Origin of the sequence: Algoriphagus sp. (genome assembly GCF_046296635.1) — a bacterium.
In the GTDB taxonomy this organism is placed as follows: domain Bacteria; phylum Bacteroidota; class Bacteroidia; order Cytophagales; family Cyclobacteriaceae; genus Algoriphagus.
In genome coordinates this window covers 23,367-40,487 of record NZ_JBKBKZ010000007.1, presented here as the reverse complement: position 1 = coordinate 40,487, position 17,121 = coordinate 23,367, and the positions used below count along the sequence as shown (strand labels likewise).

Sequence of the window (17,121 nt, the reverse complement as noted above, 5' to 3'; positions counted from 1 at the left end):
AGCAATTTAAAACATGTTATTTCCACTCGAGAAGTGGATTTGCGGACAAAAACGTTCGTGAACGGACGAAGTTGTGAAAAATTAGATTTCTCCTATTTTACATTTCTGTGTCAACCATTTTCAAAAATCCATTTATGGACAGAACAGAAAGTTTTGGAAACGGTATGGATGCTAAAATTGAAAAATGTTTGTCTTCGGTAACAAGAAAAGACGCCCCAGAATTTATAGCACAATCAACATATTTATTATCTTCTGGATCAGCTTCTATTAAATTCCATCTGTAATAAGTATTTGTGAAACGCACATTTGGAAGTTCTTTCAACAAAGCGATTAAACTGGCGGCTGTTCGGGTTCCATATTTTAATTGGATAATTTCTTCATATTCTAGTAAAATTTCTTCGTTGATTGCTAAGTCGAATTTTCCAAGGACCAGAGATTGAAAAATTCTGTGATAAGGAGACTTGGAAGTAAGACTCATTACTAAAATATTGCAATCCAATACGATCACCATGATGGGTTATCCCTGTTTACGAAAATGTTCTTTTTTCCATTTATTAAAAACTGCCTGGGTATAATTCCTTTCTTCAAAAGCTTTGTCCGCTTCCCTTACAACTTTTTCAGAAAGGTAGGTCACAAGCAATGATTTGATTTCTTGCAAATCTTCCTCTGATTGTTCGTGGCTGAACAGCTTCAGGATTTCCAATTGGGTCTCATTAAGAGGGTTTGACATAACGACTCAATTTAATTTTCGAAATTTTTCAAACGCTAATTTATAGAAAAGGACAGATAAAGATCCTTGGATTCAAAAACGATACGCTAATCCTTCTACTTCCATCTTTCAAATCCCAAAAACTGGATCAATGTTTTTAGGCATTTAAAACGTCATACCTTCCACTTCTTGCTTCATGTTTCTAAAAAATCACTCATTTTTCAAACTATCCACCGGATTCATCAAAGCGGTTTTAATGATTTGAATGCTCAGAATCAAACCAGAGATCAGAAAAATGATTATGCCCGAAATTAAAATTGTACCCGTTCCTATTTCTATTCTGTTTGAAAACTGCTGAAGCCAGCTTTCCAGTGCCATGTAAGTAATGGGAACTGTTACGCTAAAGGCAATTAAAACCAACAACATAAATTCCTTGGAAAGTAAATAACTGATTTCCCATACGGAGGCACCCAGCACTTTCCTGATCCCAACTTCCTTTGTGCGCTTAGCTGCAGAAAAAGTAATCAATCCGAACAACCCTAAGCTGCAGATTATTACAGCCAAAACAGTAAACAGACCTATGATCTTTCCTGCCTGCTCTTCAGTTTGATAAAGGCTATTCAAGCGCTCATCTATAAATGAATACCTGAAAGATGCTCCGCTATTCAACTCAGTCCAATAGGATTCTATTTCCTTAAGTGCTTGTTGGGGATTGCCTGAATTCAATTTTACAGAGACAAAAAGTTCGTATGAATCAGTTCTGGAGAGAGCTATTGCCAGAGGTTTAACCTCATTTTTGAAATGCTCGAAATTAAAATTCCCAATCACTCCTATCACTTTGATTTTCTCTCCAAAATGATTTGTGAGGTAGCTATCAATGAGTCCATCTTTCCCTAGTTGAGCCGCTGCAACTTCATTCAATAACACCGCAGCAGTATCGGTTGGAAAGGCTTCAGAAAACCCCCTTCCTTCTAATATTTCTATATCGTATGTATCAAGGAAATCATAATCCGCATTCATCCAGTAAAATTGAAAATCCTTATCCTCTCCTTCTTTTCTGAAGAGGCTCAAAGCATCGAAGGTACTTCCAGGAACTGCATAAGAAAATGATGCAGCTTGCACGGCTGAAAGTGCCGTGAGTTTTTCTTTGAAAACCTCACGATTTCCCTCAAAAGAATAAGCCCCCGGCATCACTACGACGTTTTCTTTGGCAAAGCCGGGGTTCTTCTCCCGCATATAAGCCAATTGCTCGAAAAGGGTGATAAAGCATATCACTAAACTTATGCTAACAGCATATTGAAAAACAATAAAAGGCTTTTGGATACCGCTTTTACTATGGTCTTGTTTGACACTACCAATGCCTTTTACAGCCTTAATCGTTTTGACAGAACCTAAGTAAAAAGCAGGATAGGCAGATGAAAAAACTGTAATTGTTATCAATAAACCCAAAAGCCCAAAGCTATAATAAGGATTGCCGAATTCAGCTAAGCTTAACTCTGTGCTTACAAAACTATTGAACGGACCTATCACTAATGGTACCGCGCCTAGCGCCAAAGTAAAAGCAATGCTACAAAGCAACGTAGCCTCTAAAAAGAACTGCTTTGCGAGCTCATTTTTTCCTGCACCCATTGTTTTACGAATACCTACTTCTTTTAATCGGCTATTTGAACTTGAAATAAATAGGTTGATAAAATTGATGATGACCAAGAAAAGGATTAAGAAACCTGTCGTTGAAAATAGTTGGATGTATTTCAAGTTTCCATTTCTTACCAAATGAATGTCCAGAATAGGCTCAAGATAATAGCCATATTGAGCTCTATTGTTTTTAAGTTTAGAAATCGAAGAACCTAAATTTTTATTCAGCTGGGGCCATAGAAACTCTTCTTCAATTTGTTTAAATTTTAATTTAACCGACTCGATTTCAGAACCTTCTTTTAGAACCACATAATTCACTATACCAGCAGGCAACCAAGTTTCTTTACTGTATCCGTTATTAATCAGTCCATGAATGGAAATGATAGCATCAAACTGCAGATGAGATTTTTCCACGGGGGTTTCCAATACACCGGTAACCGTATATTCTTCCCTATCCAAAATAAGAGTTTGGCCTAATACCTCTTGACCCTCAAATAATTGAGGGACAGTATTTTCGGAGATTATAATTGAGTGGGGCTCAGACAGTGCTGTTTGGGGATTTCCCGCCAAAAGGTTAAAATCAAAAACATTAAAAAACTCCTCATCAGCATGAAGGGTTCTAATCTCATCCACGATGGTTTCCTTATGCCGGAAAGAATAATTAAATGGTGCTGTCGTACTTGTCAGATACTTCACTTCGGGAAATTGTTCACGCATTTTTTCGGCCAAAGGCACAGCTGTTTCATGCCAATCATAATCCTGATCCGCCATAAAGTAGTTATGGCGAATCCTGTAGGTATTTTCTGCTTTGGTGTGAAATTTATCATACCCCAACTCATCCGCTACATACAGAAAAATAAATAGTGTAGTCAGAATCCCCACGGCCAGGCCTACAATATTAATCCCCGAAAAAAGCTTTTTTTGTAAGACATTTCTCCAGGCAATTTTCAGGTAGTTTTTTAGCATGATTTTTAAATTAAAAGATTATGGTTGGAAAGTTGTAAGGTTTCCTTTGTTCAAGAGCCAAAACTCTAATTAAGCCCTCGTAAATCGTATTTCGTAAATCGTAATTCTTCTTTTCTCATGCATATTAGTCTTGATACTTAAATCTAGATACTAGCTACTATCATTCGTCTTTCAGCGTATTCACAGGATTCATCTGAGTTGCTCGGAATGCTTGAGCCGAGACGATAGCCAGTGTAAATCCAATCCCCGCTAGTGCCAAAACAAGGAAACTCAACCAAGAAGGCCATTCTCGGACAGCAAATTGAGCAATCCAATCTTGCATCAGATACCAGCTTAAAGGCAAAGCAATCAGCACTCCTGCCAGTGTAATGATCAGAAACTCCTTGTTGAACATCCAGGAAATACTCAAGCTTGAAGTGCCAAGTACTTTGCGAATTCCAATTTCTTTGGTTCGGCCGGCGATGCTCAAAGCCGCCATTGCCAGCAAGCCCATAGCTGCAATTAGGATCGCAATTCCCGCTGCCAAAAAGACCATTTTCCCGAGACGTTCATCGGCTCGATACTGAGCTTCCACTGCTTCATCCATAAAACTGAAACTAAAAGCCTCAGATGGAAAAACCTTACCCCACTCCTGCTCCAACATGGTTCGGAAAGCTTCAAAATCAGTCCCTGTACCCTTTACCATCACTTTTGGATTTGTGGACGAACTAATGCTCAGATTATTAATTCCACTAAATACCGTCATAGGGCTTTTAGCCAGCATCACAGGTTCGATTTCTTGATAGAGCGAAGAATGGTGAAAATCTTTCACCACACCCACAATTTGATGAGGTATAAAATCTGTCCCGGGTAGCATTTGAGCCGTGGCATCGGTCCAATTCATTGCTTGGGTAAATTTCTCATTGATCAGAACGGCGCTACTGTCAGCTCCCGGCTCAACAAGAAAATCTCGTCCTTCCACTATTTCGAGCCCTAGAGTCTTGATGTAATCGCCTCCGACGAAGTTGACCCGGAAATTGAATTGCTTTCCATCCTCCAGCGGAAATCCAGCGTTCCAAAATGCATTATCTCCATAAATGGAAATCGTAAGTGCTGCGGAACTTACTTCTGTCCGGCCTGTCAGCGCTTGTCTAAACTTCTCTGCCTGCTGAAACCCTTCAGAAATTGATTTTATAAAACTCGTACTTGGTACTTCTGGAACATCCACCAAGACCACCATTTCCTGGTCAAATCCAAGATCAAATTCCCGAATGACATTCATTTGGTTCACCATGATCAAGGTAGTTGCTATCAACAAAAAAGATATAAAGAACTGAAATGCTACAAGTCCCTTTCTTAGGGCTTGCTTACCAAATCGTACAGAAAGATTTCCTTTTAGTACTTTGATCGGACGAAGACTAGACATGAAAAATGCGGGATATGCTCCTGCTAGTGCAGTAATCAATAGAATCAAACTTATCAAAATTCCAATTTGAATAGGTCCATAAACCAACTTCAGTTCCTTTTCAAAGAGATCATTGAAAGTTGGTAAGAGAACTTCTGCGAGAAGCAAACCAAAAAATGCAGCGGTGATAGTGATCAGGAAAGCCTCAGTCAAGAATTGGAAAACCAACTGGCTGAATTCCGCCCCCATGGTCTTGCGTACACCCACTTCCTTGGCTCTCGTGGTGGATCTACCGATGGCCATAGTGGTGAAATTGATACATGCTATCAGTAGAATCAAAAATGCAATTCCAGCTAGGATCCAAAGTAAATCGGGCCTTGTTGACTCTATCATCCCATTTTTTGGATTATCCGAAATATGCATTTTGGAGATGGGGTGCAGAGAAAACGAGTAATCACCTTTGACATATTTTCCACCTAAAGCCTTCTTCAACATGGGGTCAATCCCGGATTCGATTTCAAATTTGGCATCCGGTCGAGTTACTTTCACATAGGTCTCTCCAAATATATTGAACCATGAATTTTGCATTTCCTTTCCAATCGAAAAATCCATGTTTTGATCATTCAAGAGCATTTCAAACCGAATACTGGAGTTTGCAGGTGGGTTTTTCAACAAGCCTACTACTTGGTACTCCTCAAAATTATCGCCCATTCGCATTCGGATACTTTTTCCGATAGGATTGGCCTCTGCAAAGTACTTTTGTGCTACTTCTTCTGTGATAACCGCACCAAATTTGTCAGTCAACACTTGCTCTTTATCCCCCTGAATCAACTCAAAATCAAATATTTTCAAGAAATCAGGTCCAACCATCAAGTACCTTTGGTTTTGAGTAGTTGACTCATCCAAATAGGCTTGGGCAGATCCACCAATCACGCGGGTGACATGTGTGATTTGAGGAAATTCATCTATGAAAGTAGGCGCAGTAATTATTGGGACAGAGTAGGAATCACTCATTTCCCCATCGATCATTTCATGGCGCTGAATACGATAGATCAGTTCGCTTTCCTGATGGAAATCATCAAAACTCAATTCAAACTGCACAAAAAAGAAAATCAGGATGCTTACACCCAATCCCAAAGTCAAACCAATCAAGTTGATTCCTGTGTGAAGTTTGTTCTTGGTCAAGTTCCTTATGGCGATTTTGAAGTAGTTTTTGAACATAATGGTTGATTTGGGAAGTTTGGAAGTTGGTGGTTTGAAAATGGTAAATAGTGAGTTGTAAATGGTGAGTGGGAAGTCGCAGTTTTGCAATTGTACTTACTAGTCACGACTAACTAATTACTTCTTACAAATTCTTCTTGGTTCTTATCTCTGCATCTTATTTCCCACTTTTGTGCCATTCAAAAAGGCCCTAATCGGATTTCATTGGGCCCTTATTTGTTTTTCAGTGAAATTCTCCGAACATTTTTGTTCGCATTCGGTCGATTTTTGGTTCAGATCCCTGGATTCTAAATACTTCTTTTATTCAGACTTCAAAGATTTTACTGGATTTGCCAATGCCGTTTTTATCGTTTGAAGACTAACAGTAAGCAATGCCAAAAGCCCTACCAATAGGATAGGAAGGCCCAATAGCCACCAGTGAATTTCCATCTGATAGGCATAATTTTGCAGCCAGTTTTTCATGATATAGTAAATAATCGGAACTATAATTATACTGGCTGAAGCGATGAGCAGGAAAAAGTCTTTTGAAAGTAAGGCTACGATATTTAAGATAGACGCTCCCAGCACTTTGCGTATACCGATCTCTTTGGTTCGTTGCAAGGTCATGTAAGAGGTAAGACCGAAGAGTCCCATACATGCGATAAAGATGGCCAGCCCAGCAAAAAGGCTAAAAATCCTTGCGAATTTTTGCTCAGAAAGGTATTGACTATTGAAATAATCGTCGAGAAAAAAGTATTCAAAGGGGCTATTGGGAAAGGCTTGCTCCCACTTGGTTTTTATTTGGCTCAAAGCTGTGGTATAGTCGCCGGTACTTATTTTCAGAGAATAATATTCGCCCGCCCATGGCGCATTGAGGTATTCCTTTAAGGCAAACACCAGCGGCCCCACTTCCTTATGGAGCGATTCCTGATTAAAGTTCCTAATCACTCCGATAATCGTTTTGGCATGCGTGTCTTCGTCAGATTCATGCCAAATGATTGTCTTTTGGATGGCATCTTCGGCATTTTTAAAACCCAGCTGGCGTGCTGCCGTTTCGTTTATGATCAGATTACCACGATCAGAAGTTACCTCCGGGGAAAAATTACGGCCGGCAAGAAAATCCACACCGTATAATTGAAAAAAATCTTCGTCAATAGCGATGATATTTATGCCTTTACCGCTCTCCGGCCGTGCAGGCTGGTAAAACTGCCTTGCCCAACTCAGTTCCTTGCCTGGAATATTCGAGGAAACACTTACTTCTTGTACTTGGGGAAGCTTGTTCACTTCATTTTTGAAGTAGACTAAGTGTTGTTGATAGGTTGAATCCTTAATTCCTGGGCCTTTTACGATAAGCGTTTGGTCCATATCGAGTCCCTTATCCTGCTCTTGCATAAATCCAAGCTGCTGCCGTACACCCAAGGTCCCCGCAATGAGGGCAATAGAAGCTGCAAATTGAAATACAATCAAAACTTTTCTAATGGGGACACCCTGACTCGGGTTTTTAAAGTGCCCCTTAATCATTTGCAAAGGTTGAAAAGAAGACATTACATACGCCGGGTAAAGGCCGGATAATAAAGTTCCTGTCAAAAACAGTGCTCCTACGCCAATGATCATTCCAGCGGAGGGAGTTGAAGAAAACGCTACCTTCGTCAGGGATTGGAAAACAGGCATTAGGAGATGCGAAAGCGCAATAGCCAAAATAACGGCTAACCCGTTGACCATAAAAGAGCCTGTCATAAATTGTGCGATCAGTTGACGTTTACTGGATCCCACCACTTTTCTAATACCGATTTCTTTGGCCTGCTCCACAGATTTGGCAGTGGTTAGGTTCACGTAATTGATCCATGCGATAACCAAAATAAAAATAGCGATAAGGGTCAGGAACCAAACCATCTTTCGACTGCCGTTTGGTTCTGCTTCAGCCTCCAGATGGGAGTCTAGGTGAATATCTTGAATAGGCTGTAGTTCTAGTGTGGAGGTGTAACCTGAGTTGCGCCATTCGGCTAAACTTTCTCCCAGATATTTTTCCAGTACGTCCAAAAATTTCCCTTCTACCACTGACAAATCGCTTTGTGGAGCTAATTCTACATAATTGTAGAAATTGCCCCAATCCCAGTTTTCATCCAGGTTCCATGGAATGGAATTGAAGGAGATGATAAAATCGGTATGCACATGGGAATTATCGGGGATATTTTCAAAAATTCCGCTAATGTTTAACTGTGTATTCCCCCGGTCACCCATATAAAAGGTAAGCTCTTTCCCTAAGCCATCCTGTCCGGGAAAATATTTTTCCGACATTTCCTTAGAAATTACCACATTGCTGGGTTGGGTAAGTGCCTGATCCCGATTTCCCTGAACCATTTTATAAGAGAACATGTCAAGGAATGCCACATCTGCATAATAAACTTTGCCTTCATGAAAACTCCGGTCACCTACCTGCATGACGGGATCCGACATAAGTGGGGCTGTATGAACCAATCGGGCGGATTTAATTACTTCCGGAATCTCCCTTTGAAATGCCGGGGCCAATGCAGGAGGCGTCTGGGCCCGTTTTCCGACCATTTCACCATTCAAAAAAGCATAGTCCGCTATTCGATACACGTTTGACTTCCGGAAATTATCATAACTCAGCTCAAAGTTCACATAGTGTATAATGAGTAGACAGGCCGACATGGCGCAAGCCAATCCAACGATATTAATAACGCTGAAAACTTTATTTCTCCACAGGGTTCGGTAGGCGATTTTTAGGTAGTTTTTCCACATAAGGTTTGAAGATTGGCTTTGTTCAACTGATCGATATTCAATAAAAGAACTAATTAAAGATTTCCACTTTTATGCCATGAAAAAAGGCCAAAAAACAATTGTTTTAGGCCTTTCCTTAATTTTTCAATTCTATTCTCCGAACATTTTTGTTCGCTCTCGGTCGTTCTTTGTTATGATCTACTCGATCCTAAAAACTTCTTTTACTCTGACTTCAAAGAATTTACAGGATTTGCCAGTGCGGCCTTTATCGACTGAAAACTCACCGTCAGCAGGGCAATCAGCATAGTCAATGCCCCTGCCCCAACAAAATACCACCATTGCAAGTCTATTTTATAGGCGAAATTATCCAGCCAATTCGATGTTATATAATAACTCAAGGGTAATGCAATAACAATGGCAACAGATACCATTTTGGCAAAGTCAGCAGACAAAAGCTTGATGATTTTCCATTCACTGGAACCTAACACCTTGCGAATTCCTATTTCCTTTGTCCTTTTTTCGGCGGTAAAAGCTGCGAGTCCAAATAATCCCAGACATGAAATAATGACCGCAATACCGGCAAAATATCTTGAAAGCACCGCAATACGCTGTTCGGAAGCATAGAGTGCTTGATAATCCTGATCCAGATATTTATAATTGAAGTTATATCCAGGATTAAATTTTTTAAAAGACTCTTCTATCTTTGACAGGTTCTCCTGCTCATTTCCGGCCTTTAGTTTCACCATAAATTGCATAGCACCACGCTCTAATAAAAAAACAAAAGGCTTCACTTCCTCATAAAGTGATTTGAAGTGAAAATTTTTAACGACACCTACTATTTCAGCATCGCCGTAAAAATCAATCACCTCTCCTATCGGATCTTTCAACCCCATAATTTCCAAAGCAGCTTCATTGATAATTATTTGATCAATGTCCGATTGAAAATCGTAAGAAAATGAGCGACCTTCTTTTATTTCAATCCCAAGCAGCTCAATCATGCCTTCCATGACACCGACACCGTTGAATACATAAACTTCTTCTGGATTTTTGCCGGGCCAGCTAATTCCGGTCATAATAGCACTGGGATTAACTATAATATCTGATGTACCTGAAGCATGAGACACCCCGGAAATATTACGCACTTCTGAAAGAAACGCTAAATCCTGTTCAGCCCCGGTAAAACCTTCTGTATCAAAGTAAATCACATTGTCTTTGTTATATCCTAAATTTTTTGATTGGATCAAATCGATTTGTTTGTACACAACCAATACAGATACTATAAAAATCACAGATAAGCAAAATTGAAACACAACCAATCCTTTGCGAACAGAAATCTCATTCTTTCCGGTTTGAAATTTCCCTTTCATTACAAGAGAAGGGTTAAATCCCGAAAGATAAAGTGCAGGATAGCTTCCGGATAAAAGTCCGGTAAAAGCCACAACTACTGTTATAGCCAGGCACATTCTTAAGTCAAAAACCAAAGAAAGACTTTTTCCGGTCAGTAGATTAAACTGGGGCAGCAGGGTCAGAACTAACGCTATTGACAGAAGTAGCGCCAAAAGCGTAAGCAAAAATGATTCTGTCAAATATTGTAGAATCAATATTCTTCTTCCTGCCCCCATAGATTTCTTGATACCTACCTCTTTTGCCCGGCTAAAAGCTTTGGCCGTGGAGAGGTTCATGAAGTTAATGGAGGCAATGATCAAAATGAAGATCGCAATTGCTGAAAACAATTTCACATACTCAATGCGACCACCTGCCTGAACGCCGTTTTCATATTTCCCATGCAGGTACCCGGATGAATAGGGTCTTATGAATATTTGATCCGGAGAGTCTTTATACTTTGTTTTAATAAAATCAGTGATTTTTTCATTAAAAAGTTGAGGATCGGAACCTTCCGACAATAAGATATACGTTCGGTATAATGTCTCATCCCAATCATACCAGTGGGGCTGTAGATACTCTTTATATGCATCCCATGAAATCAAAAAATCAAATTGATAGGAAGAATTTGCTGGCAAATCTTTAAATACTCCGGATACCACATATCCTTCATCTTTAACTTTTAATGTTACTATTTTTCCAACAACATTCTCAAGTGATTTAAATAACTTCAGTGCAGTTGTTTCCGATAGCACAATGGAGTTTTTATCGGCCAAGATCTGCTCAGCATCTCCTTGAATCAACTCATAAGAAAACATGTTGAAAAAATCCTTACCTACAAACTTTCCCATTTCTTTTAGGGTCACATCTTCATAAGCAATAGAAAGCTTAATGTCGTCAAATCCCTGTAAGGAGGCAGTTGTAACAGCCATTTCCACTTCGGGCATTTCCTCAGCCAAAGCTTCCGCTAGAAATGCAGGTGTCATATCTTCTGTCTGAATTCCTGTTCCTGATTGCCTGTTTACCATCACCTGAAAAAGTCGCCCATTCTTCTCATGAAATTGATCAAAACCCAATTCATCACTCACCCATAGAAAAATCAAAAGCGCACTTGCAAGTCCGGTGGTAAGACCAATCAGATTGATATAAAAAGTACTTTCAAACTTTTTGAAATTCCGGAAGATCAGGAGAAGATTGTGTCGAAGCATAGTGGTTAAATTGATTTTATTTAAAATTGCGAGTTTAGTGCCAATGAAGAACTAAGATGAAAGGCATTATAAAGCGATTTTTTGGATTCTAGGTCGAATTTTCGAACAAAATTGTCCGATGACGGGCAAAACCCTAAATAGAGTAAATACTTTGGAAGACACAATTGGCGGCCAAAAACATTAAGAATGAGTCAGGCCTCAATCAGAAAATGACTTAATGATAAAACTCAATACAGATAGTATTACTTTATGATAAATTTTTTATCAAATAGTATAACCTCCTGATTACTTTATGTTCAGAAAGTATGATTTGTGATTGAAATCAATCAAAAAAGGGAAAGAATAAACTTGCAGAGGCAAAAGACCTGTACATATTCTCAAACTTCCCTTTGGCCCAAAAAAAGATTTTATGCATAAAAACAGCTTTGGTAGTAATTAAAAATAAGGCCGCAAAAATCCTAAGTAATGATTGATTTTGAAAGCTTCGGTCTTCGGTCTCCTCCTGTCCGCCGTGGTGGAGTCTTCCAATTCCTTAACCAAGGAAAATTCACTTACTAACAGGATTCCGTATATTCATTATAATTTCAATTTAAACTGGACCTTCCCGAAAAGCCATGTTTTATAGCCCGATTATTTTTCTAGTCTTCGCCTTTCAGACAGCAAAAGCTCCAGTTTTTGAAGAACAGATCCTAGACTCCGAAGTAGCCATTGGGTATGGAGTTGCTATTGGTGATGTGGACGGGGATGGTAAGCCGGATATTCTTTTGGCTGATAAAAAGGCCTTTGTCTGGTACAGAAACGGAGATTGGAAGAAATTTATACTAGCCAAAAATCTTACTCAATCTGACAATGTCTGCATAGCTGCCGCAGATATTGATGGAGACGGAAAGGTGGAAGTCGCTGTAGGAGCTCAATGGAATCCCGGAGAAACTTCAGATACAGAAAAGTCAGGCGCAGTTTTCTACTTGAATAGACCTGAAGACCCAACTCAGCTTTGGACTCCTAAGCAACTTCATCATGAACCGACTACCCACCGAATGCGTTGGGCAATCATTGGGAATTCTGCTCAATTGATCGTAGTTCCATTACATGGTCGGGGAAATGCAAATGGAGAAGGCGAAGGAGTAAAAGTGATGGCTTACGAATATCCAGCTGACCCGTCAGGAGACTGGAAAATCGAAACCATCGATGATAGCATGCATCTCACGCACAATTTGGATGTTGTTGGATTTGAAACAGATCAAGTTATTCTTTTGGGCGGAAAAGAAGGAGTCAATATTTTGGATAGATCCAAGTCAAATTGGAAGAAAGAGAAAATCAACCTCCCCAGCAATCCAAGTGTTGGTGAACTCCGACTTGCAAGCGGTTTGAACCAAACTCTCTTTTTAGCTACAATTGAACCCATGCACGGCACAACACTGGTTGCTTATGAGGGTTTCGACGATGATTTGAATTCTCAAAATCTCAAAAGAACTGTTTTACATTCTCAACTCAAAGACGGGCACGCACTCGCAGTTGGGGATTTTTTGAGTTTGGGTTTCGATCAAATCGCTGTGGGTTGGCGATTGCCAAATGATGCCGGAGAATTTGGAGTTAAGCTTTTTATTCCAAAAAATGGCTCCTTTTCAGAGTTTGAGGAAATCTGGATTGACAAAAACGGAATGGCCTGCGAAGATTTACAAGCCGCAGATCTGGATGGAGATGGCAAATTGGATCTAATAGCCTCCGGCAGATCGACCAAGAATTTGAAGATTTATTGGAATAAGAATTAAATGCTGAAAGAACTGCCACGCCTGTGCACTTGCGGCGAAGCTGATCGGAGGAGAACATCAAAATTCCGCCCGAGGCTTTCTCAAAAGGCTTCTTTCCGTTCAGATCAGTGTCTTCAATGACCTGAACGTGATTCGAAATCTTTTTCTGATATAGATCAAAAACCCAACACAATCTCTCCTGTAAATTATCAACGGGAAAATATTTCAAAATCAAACCTGAGGTCAGAGTCAGGGTTTTTGCTTTGGTTTAAAAACGTCAGTGAAGAGACACTGACGTTGGCTAAAGATATTGAACTGGTTTCACTTTTTCTTCAATTATAATTGAAGAAAATACTATTTTTGGTAAACTCATCAAGTATAATGGAAGAAAAAATCATCAGAAGAGATCAATATCTTGGAAGGATTAAACCTTTTATCGACAAGCATATCATCAAGATATTAACGGGTCAAAGACGGGTGGGAAAAAGCTATATGCTTAAAATGATTATCAAACATATTAAAGAAAATCGACCTGAAGCAAACGTCATCTACATTGACAAGGAATTGGAGAAATTCTCAGAAATCATCAACCATAGCGACCTTGACCATTATGTAAAACTGAAATTGATTCAAGGAAAACCCAACTATCTATTTATTGACGAAGTGCAGGAAATCATGGATTTTCAACGCTGTCTTAGAAGTTTATTGAATGAGCAATCCTGTGATATATATTGTTCAGGGAGCAATGCCAACATATTATCTGGTGAACTTGCCACCCTCATGGCTGGGCGGTATATCGAATTTCCAATCCATAGCCTCAGTTACGTAGAGTTTCTTACTTTTAATCAATTGGAAGACAAGATCGAAAATCTCGAACTGTACCTGACCGTCGGCGGGATGCCATATCAGCATCATATTGGACTCAATCCAGGACTTGTATTCGAATATCTGAAAAACGTATATTCTTCTATTCTACTCAGGGATGTCGTCAGCAGGGAAGGAATACGGAATGTTTCTCTATTGGAAAATTTGGTAGCCTACCTTGCCGACAATACCGGAAGCGTGTTTTCAGCCCAAAATATTAGCAAATACCTAAAGTCCCAACGGGTCAACATACCTACCCAAACCGTTATCAACTATCTAAAGGCCTTAACCAATTCCTATTTTATCCATAAGGTGGCAAGAGCTGATATCAATGGTCTGAAAATTTTTGAAATCGGAGAAAAGTATTACTTCGAAGACTTAGGCCTATGTAACAGTATCCGGAGTTTTAATTACCGAAGCGATATAGGCAAACTCATGGAGAATGCTGTTTACATGCAATTGCTGCGAAACGGGTTTCGGGTATTTGTAGGAAAGTTTCAAGATAAAGAAATAGACTTTATCGGTGAAAAGAACGGAGAGCGCTTATATGTACAGGTTTGTTATGCGCTTTTTGATGAGGTAACCATACAAAGGGAGTTCGGAAACCTAATGACTGTCGCCGACAACTATCCCAAATACGTGATAACAATGGACATGATCAAACCACTCAATACCTTCAAGGGTATCCAACAAATGCCTTTGCGTGATTTTTTAAAAATGGAGTTTCTTTGAACAAATTTTGTACTTGTTAAATTCTTTTTTAATGGACTAAATTGCTTATCATCTCTTGTTTTTCACTGCATTAACTTATCCATATTTTTTAGATATAATTTCATTCATCACCATAGCAAAACTAAAATCTGATTGGTAATCTCCGCCCAGGTCAGTGTCACTGACCTGAACGTGCACAACATTTTTTTTCAGATATAGGTCAAAAACCCAACATTATCTCTCCTCGAAATTATCAACGGGAAAATTTTTCAAAGTCAGACCTTTGGAAAACGTCAGTGACACTGACGTTGGCAAAGAGTTTCTGACTTCATGAGTGTCTACTTATGTGATTTATAAATTGATTTAAAGCATGACTTTTTCATTCAAGCACTCATTTTTTTAGAATTTCAAAAATTCCATCAACAGTCTCTTTACCAAATCCAGGGACATTCAATAAATCATCAGGATGGGCTGTAAACACCGACTCAAGATTTCCGAATTTCATCAGTAACCTTGCTGCCTTATCTGCCCCAATTCCGGGAAAACCTTCTAGAATATGGATTTTCTGTGCCAGAAGAGGATCTTTTTTTGCTCTTGAAAAAAAAGACCTGGGATAAAAGCGCTGCCCCTCCAGTTTGTCGCGAGTAAGTTGCTTAAAACTTTGGAGCATGACCTGCACCGATTCATGTGTGTCTTTCGTCCGTAAGATCGGAAGTCTAAAAGCTAAAGACATGGAAAGCAATATCCCCTGAATTGCTTTTGAAGAAAAATCTGCCTTCTTGAATTCCCTGTTCTTTCCTTCCAAAATAAGACATGCTGGAATACGGCTATTTATTAGCTTCCCTGCCTGCTTAAACAATCGTCCGTCTTTTATTGAAAGACAAAAATCAGGAATGGACTTTCGCTCAACCAAAAAATCATTATCAAAAAGATAGTCCTCTACTGCCAGACGTTTTCGGCGAATAATCATATTTCCCAAGTCCCTAAACTCTTTTTCCAAAGAATCGGGTTCACGGTCATCGATAGTGACCTGTAAGGGGAAATAATAGGAGGACTTGAGCAAATTGGACATATATAAAAAATGATAACCCCTTCAAATTTACCAGATATCAATTGACATCATCCGACTTCAATCCAAATATTTGGGCAATTGAAATATAAGGATTGGAAAGAAAACATAATGCTGCGAGGTTTTTGACGATGAATCTTAAGTAAAGGCTATAGCCACACTCCTACTCATAGAAACGGATTCCAAGTACTTCCCCCTAATGCAGGCTTAAAAGACCCAACTCATCAAATAATTGGCAGCAATAGCAAGTGCTGCTCCCAAAGGTAAAGTCAAAACCCAGGCAAAAAGAATCTGACGAAAGACCTGAAAATTAGCAGTTCCATTGGCCCAACCCATTCCTGCAAGTGAACCCACAGAAACCTGTGTGGTGGAAGCTGGTAAGCCAAATACTGATGCACCTATTACCAACCCGCTGGTAATCAAATTTGCAGAAAGCCCCTGACGACTGGTCATAGTTGTCATTTTATGACTCATGGTCTCAGCGATTTTCCGGGCATTGATCAAACCTCCTATCGCCATCACCACAGCTACCAAGATCATCCCAACTTGAATATTCAAAAACGGAATCAAAATTAATAGGGCAACAATCTTGGGTGTATCATTCAACCCTCGGGCAAAGCTCACCAATCCGGCACTGAATAAGTGAAGGTAATCTTCCAGTTTTGCTCGATCAAAGCGTAGTGTAGCCTGCTGGGGGATTTGCTCGCAATTCTCCATTTTGTCAAAAATTACAGTCGGCATTTCTACAACTTGGATGTTTTGAGTCGATTGAACAAGTAATTCTGTCTCGGGCAGACAAATACAATCGCAATTGGTAGGAGTAGATTTGAGCTGAAATCGCACAAAAATAAAAGACAAAAAGGAAGAACAAATCGGAGTCAAAATCAAAGGAAGAAGAAACCCCGTAGCCAATTTGGAAAACTCGACGTTTCCTCGTGAGACCACCATCCCTGTCCCAACCAATGCTCCCACCATGGCATGCGTACTGGAAACAGGCATTCCGACTTTGGTTGCTGCTATCACTGTGATAGCTGCGCCCAAAGCCACAGAAAGAGCAAAAACCGGATCATTCACAAGCGCATCAGCGACCAATCCCCGCCCAGAGAAGCTTCTAACCAAACTCACGGCCAAAATGATGGCCGCTATCGAACCAAGAAAAGTGGTGATGGTAGCCCAAGTGATTGCCCTTTTGTACGACAACATCCCACTTCCATAAAGGGTAGCGAATCCTTTAAAATTATCATTTGCCCCGTTGCTGTAACTAAAAAAAGCAACTGCAGAAATCAAGACTATCCAAATCATTCCGCAAATACGAGAATTAGTACCTCGAAAGATTTAATGAAGAATCATAAAAGACACTAACCCCGGCATAGGAAGTTGGGGAGTTGGAAGTTTGGAAGTTGGAAGTCAGGAAGTCAGGATGTTCCATAGTTGTCTCTAGTAACTACAATCCAAATCTAACTTCTTGTGCCTTGGGTCTTGCTTCTTGTTTCTTGCCT

The 17,121-nt window shown here is 39.7% G+C and carries 10 protein-coding genes; 2 read left to right on the top strand and 8 right to left on the bottom strand.

Features of this window, described 5'->3' with window-relative positions; genetic code table 11:
• Positions 1 to 97 precede the first annotated feature (97 nt).
• The 6 genes from ACK4HU_RS07110 to ACK4HU_RS07085 form a co-directional block, all read right to left on the bottom strand.
• Positions 98 to 511, bottom strand: coding sequence for a putative toxin-antitoxin system toxin component, PIN family (locus tag ACK4HU_RS07110; RefSeq protein ID WP_409804804.1), 414 nt, complete (start codon positions 509 to 511; stop codon positions 98 to 100).
• 6 nt (positions 512 to 517) lie between these two features.
• Positions 518 to 730: a hypothetical protein gene (locus tag ACK4HU_RS07105; protein ID WP_409804801.1), complete on the bottom strand. Its 213-nt coding sequence runs from the start codon at positions 728 to 730 to the stop codon at positions 518 to 520.
• 189 nt (positions 731 to 919) lie between these two features.
• On the bottom strand, positions 920 to 3,310 hold the full coding sequence (locus tag ACK4HU_RS07100; RefSeq protein ID WP_409804799.1) for an ABC transporter permease: 2,391 nt from the start codon (positions 3,308 to 3,310) through the stop codon (positions 920 to 922).
• 160 nt (positions 3,311 to 3,470) lie between these two features.
• Positions 3,471 to 5,915, bottom strand: coding sequence for an FtsX-like permease family protein (locus ACK4HU_RS07095; RefSeq protein WP_409804797.1), 2,445 nt, complete (start codon positions 5,913 to 5,915; stop codon positions 3,471 to 3,473).
• A 300-nt stretch (positions 5,916 to 6,215) separates the two neighbouring features.
• A complete protein-coding gene (locus ACK4HU_RS07090) occupies positions 6,216 to 8,657 on the bottom strand; it encodes an ABC transporter permease (protein ID WP_409804795.1) in 2,442 nt (813 codons plus the stop codon).
• Between the two features lie 200 nt (positions 8,658 to 8,857).
• On the bottom strand, positions 8,858 to 11,227 hold the full coding sequence (locus ACK4HU_RS07085) for an ABC transporter permease (RefSeq protein WP_409804793.1): 2,370 nt from the start codon (positions 11,225 to 11,227) through the stop codon (positions 8,858 to 8,860).
• A 614-nt stretch (positions 11,228 to 11,841) separates the two neighbouring features.
• Between ACK4HU_RS07085 and ACK4HU_RS07080 the strand changes: the two genes are divergently transcribed.
• Positions 11,842 to 12,999: an FG-GAP and VCBS repeat-containing protein gene (locus tag ACK4HU_RS07080; RefSeq protein ID WP_409804790.1), complete on the top strand. Its 1,158-nt coding sequence runs from the start codon at positions 11,842 to 11,844 to the stop codon at positions 12,997 to 12,999.
• Positions 13,000 to 13,359: 360 nt separating this feature from the next.
• A complete protein-coding gene (locus ACK4HU_RS07075; RefSeq protein WP_409804788.1) occupies positions 13,360 to 14,574 on the top strand; it encodes an ATP-binding protein in 1,215 nt (404 codons plus the stop codon).
• A gap of 370 nt (positions 14,575 to 14,944) precedes the next feature.
• Here the strand turns inward: ACK4HU_RS07075 and ACK4HU_RS07070 are convergent, their stop codons facing one another.
• Both ACK4HU_RS07070 and ACK4HU_RS07065 read right to left on the bottom strand, forming a co-directional pair.
• Positions 14,945 to 15,625 (bottom strand): ERCC4 domain-containing protein, encoded by a 681-nt coding sequence (locus tag ACK4HU_RS07070; protein ID WP_409804785.1) that lies wholly within the window; start codon positions 15,623 to 15,625, stop codon positions 14,945 to 14,947.
• Positions 15,626 to 15,829: 204 nt separating this feature from the next.
• The gene (locus ACK4HU_RS07065; protein ID WP_409804783.1) at positions 15,830 to 16,924 is read right to left on the bottom strand and encodes an inorganic phosphate transporter; all 1,095 of its coding nucleotides are present in this window, start codon (positions 16,922 to 16,924) and stop codon (positions 15,830 to 15,832) included.
• Positions 16,925 to 17,121 lie beyond the last annotated feature (197 nt).

What these genes read in the sequence shown, in the direction of transcription:
- ACK4HU_RS07110 (WP_409804804.1), bottom strand. Translation starts at nt 511, where the DNA reads ATGGTGATCGTATTGGATTGCAATATTTTAGTAATGAGTCTTACTTCC.
- ACK4HU_RS07105 (WP_409804801.1), bottom strand. Translation starts at nt 730, where the DNA reads ATGTCAAACCCTCTTAATGAGACCCAATTGGAAATCCTGAAGCTGTTC.
- ACK4HU_RS07100 (WP_409804799.1), bottom strand. Translation starts at nt 3,310, where the DNA reads ATGCTAAAAAACTACCTGAAAATTGCCTGGAGAAATGTCTTACAAAAA.
- ACK4HU_RS07095 (WP_409804797.1), bottom strand. Translation starts at nt 5,915, where the DNA reads ATGTTCAAAAACTACTTCAAAATCGCCATAAGGAACTTGACCAAGAAC.
- ACK4HU_RS07090 (WP_409804795.1), bottom strand. Translation starts at nt 8,657, where the DNA reads ATGTGGAAAAACTACCTAAAAATCGCCTACCGAACCCTGTGGAGAAAT.
- ACK4HU_RS07085 (WP_409804793.1), bottom strand. Translation starts at nt 11,227, where the DNA reads ATGCTTCGACACAATCTTCTCCTGATCTTCCGGAATTTCAAAAAGTTT.
- ACK4HU_RS07080 (WP_409804790.1), top strand. Translation starts at nt 11,842, where the DNA reads ATGTTTTATAGCCCGATTATTTTTCTAGTCTTCGCCTTTCAGACAGCA.
- ACK4HU_RS07075 (WP_409804788.1), top strand. Translation starts at nt 13,360, where the DNA reads ATGGAAGAAAAAATCATCAGAAGAGATCAATATCTTGGAAGGATTAAA.
- ACK4HU_RS07070 (WP_409804785.1), bottom strand. Translation starts at nt 15,625, where the DNA reads ATGTCCAATTTGCTCAAGTCCTCCTATTATTTCCCCTTACAGGTCACT.
- ACK4HU_RS07065 (WP_409804783.1), bottom strand. Translation starts at nt 16,924, where the DNA reads ATGATTTGGATAGTCTTGATTTCTGCAGTTGCTTTTTTTAGTTACAGC.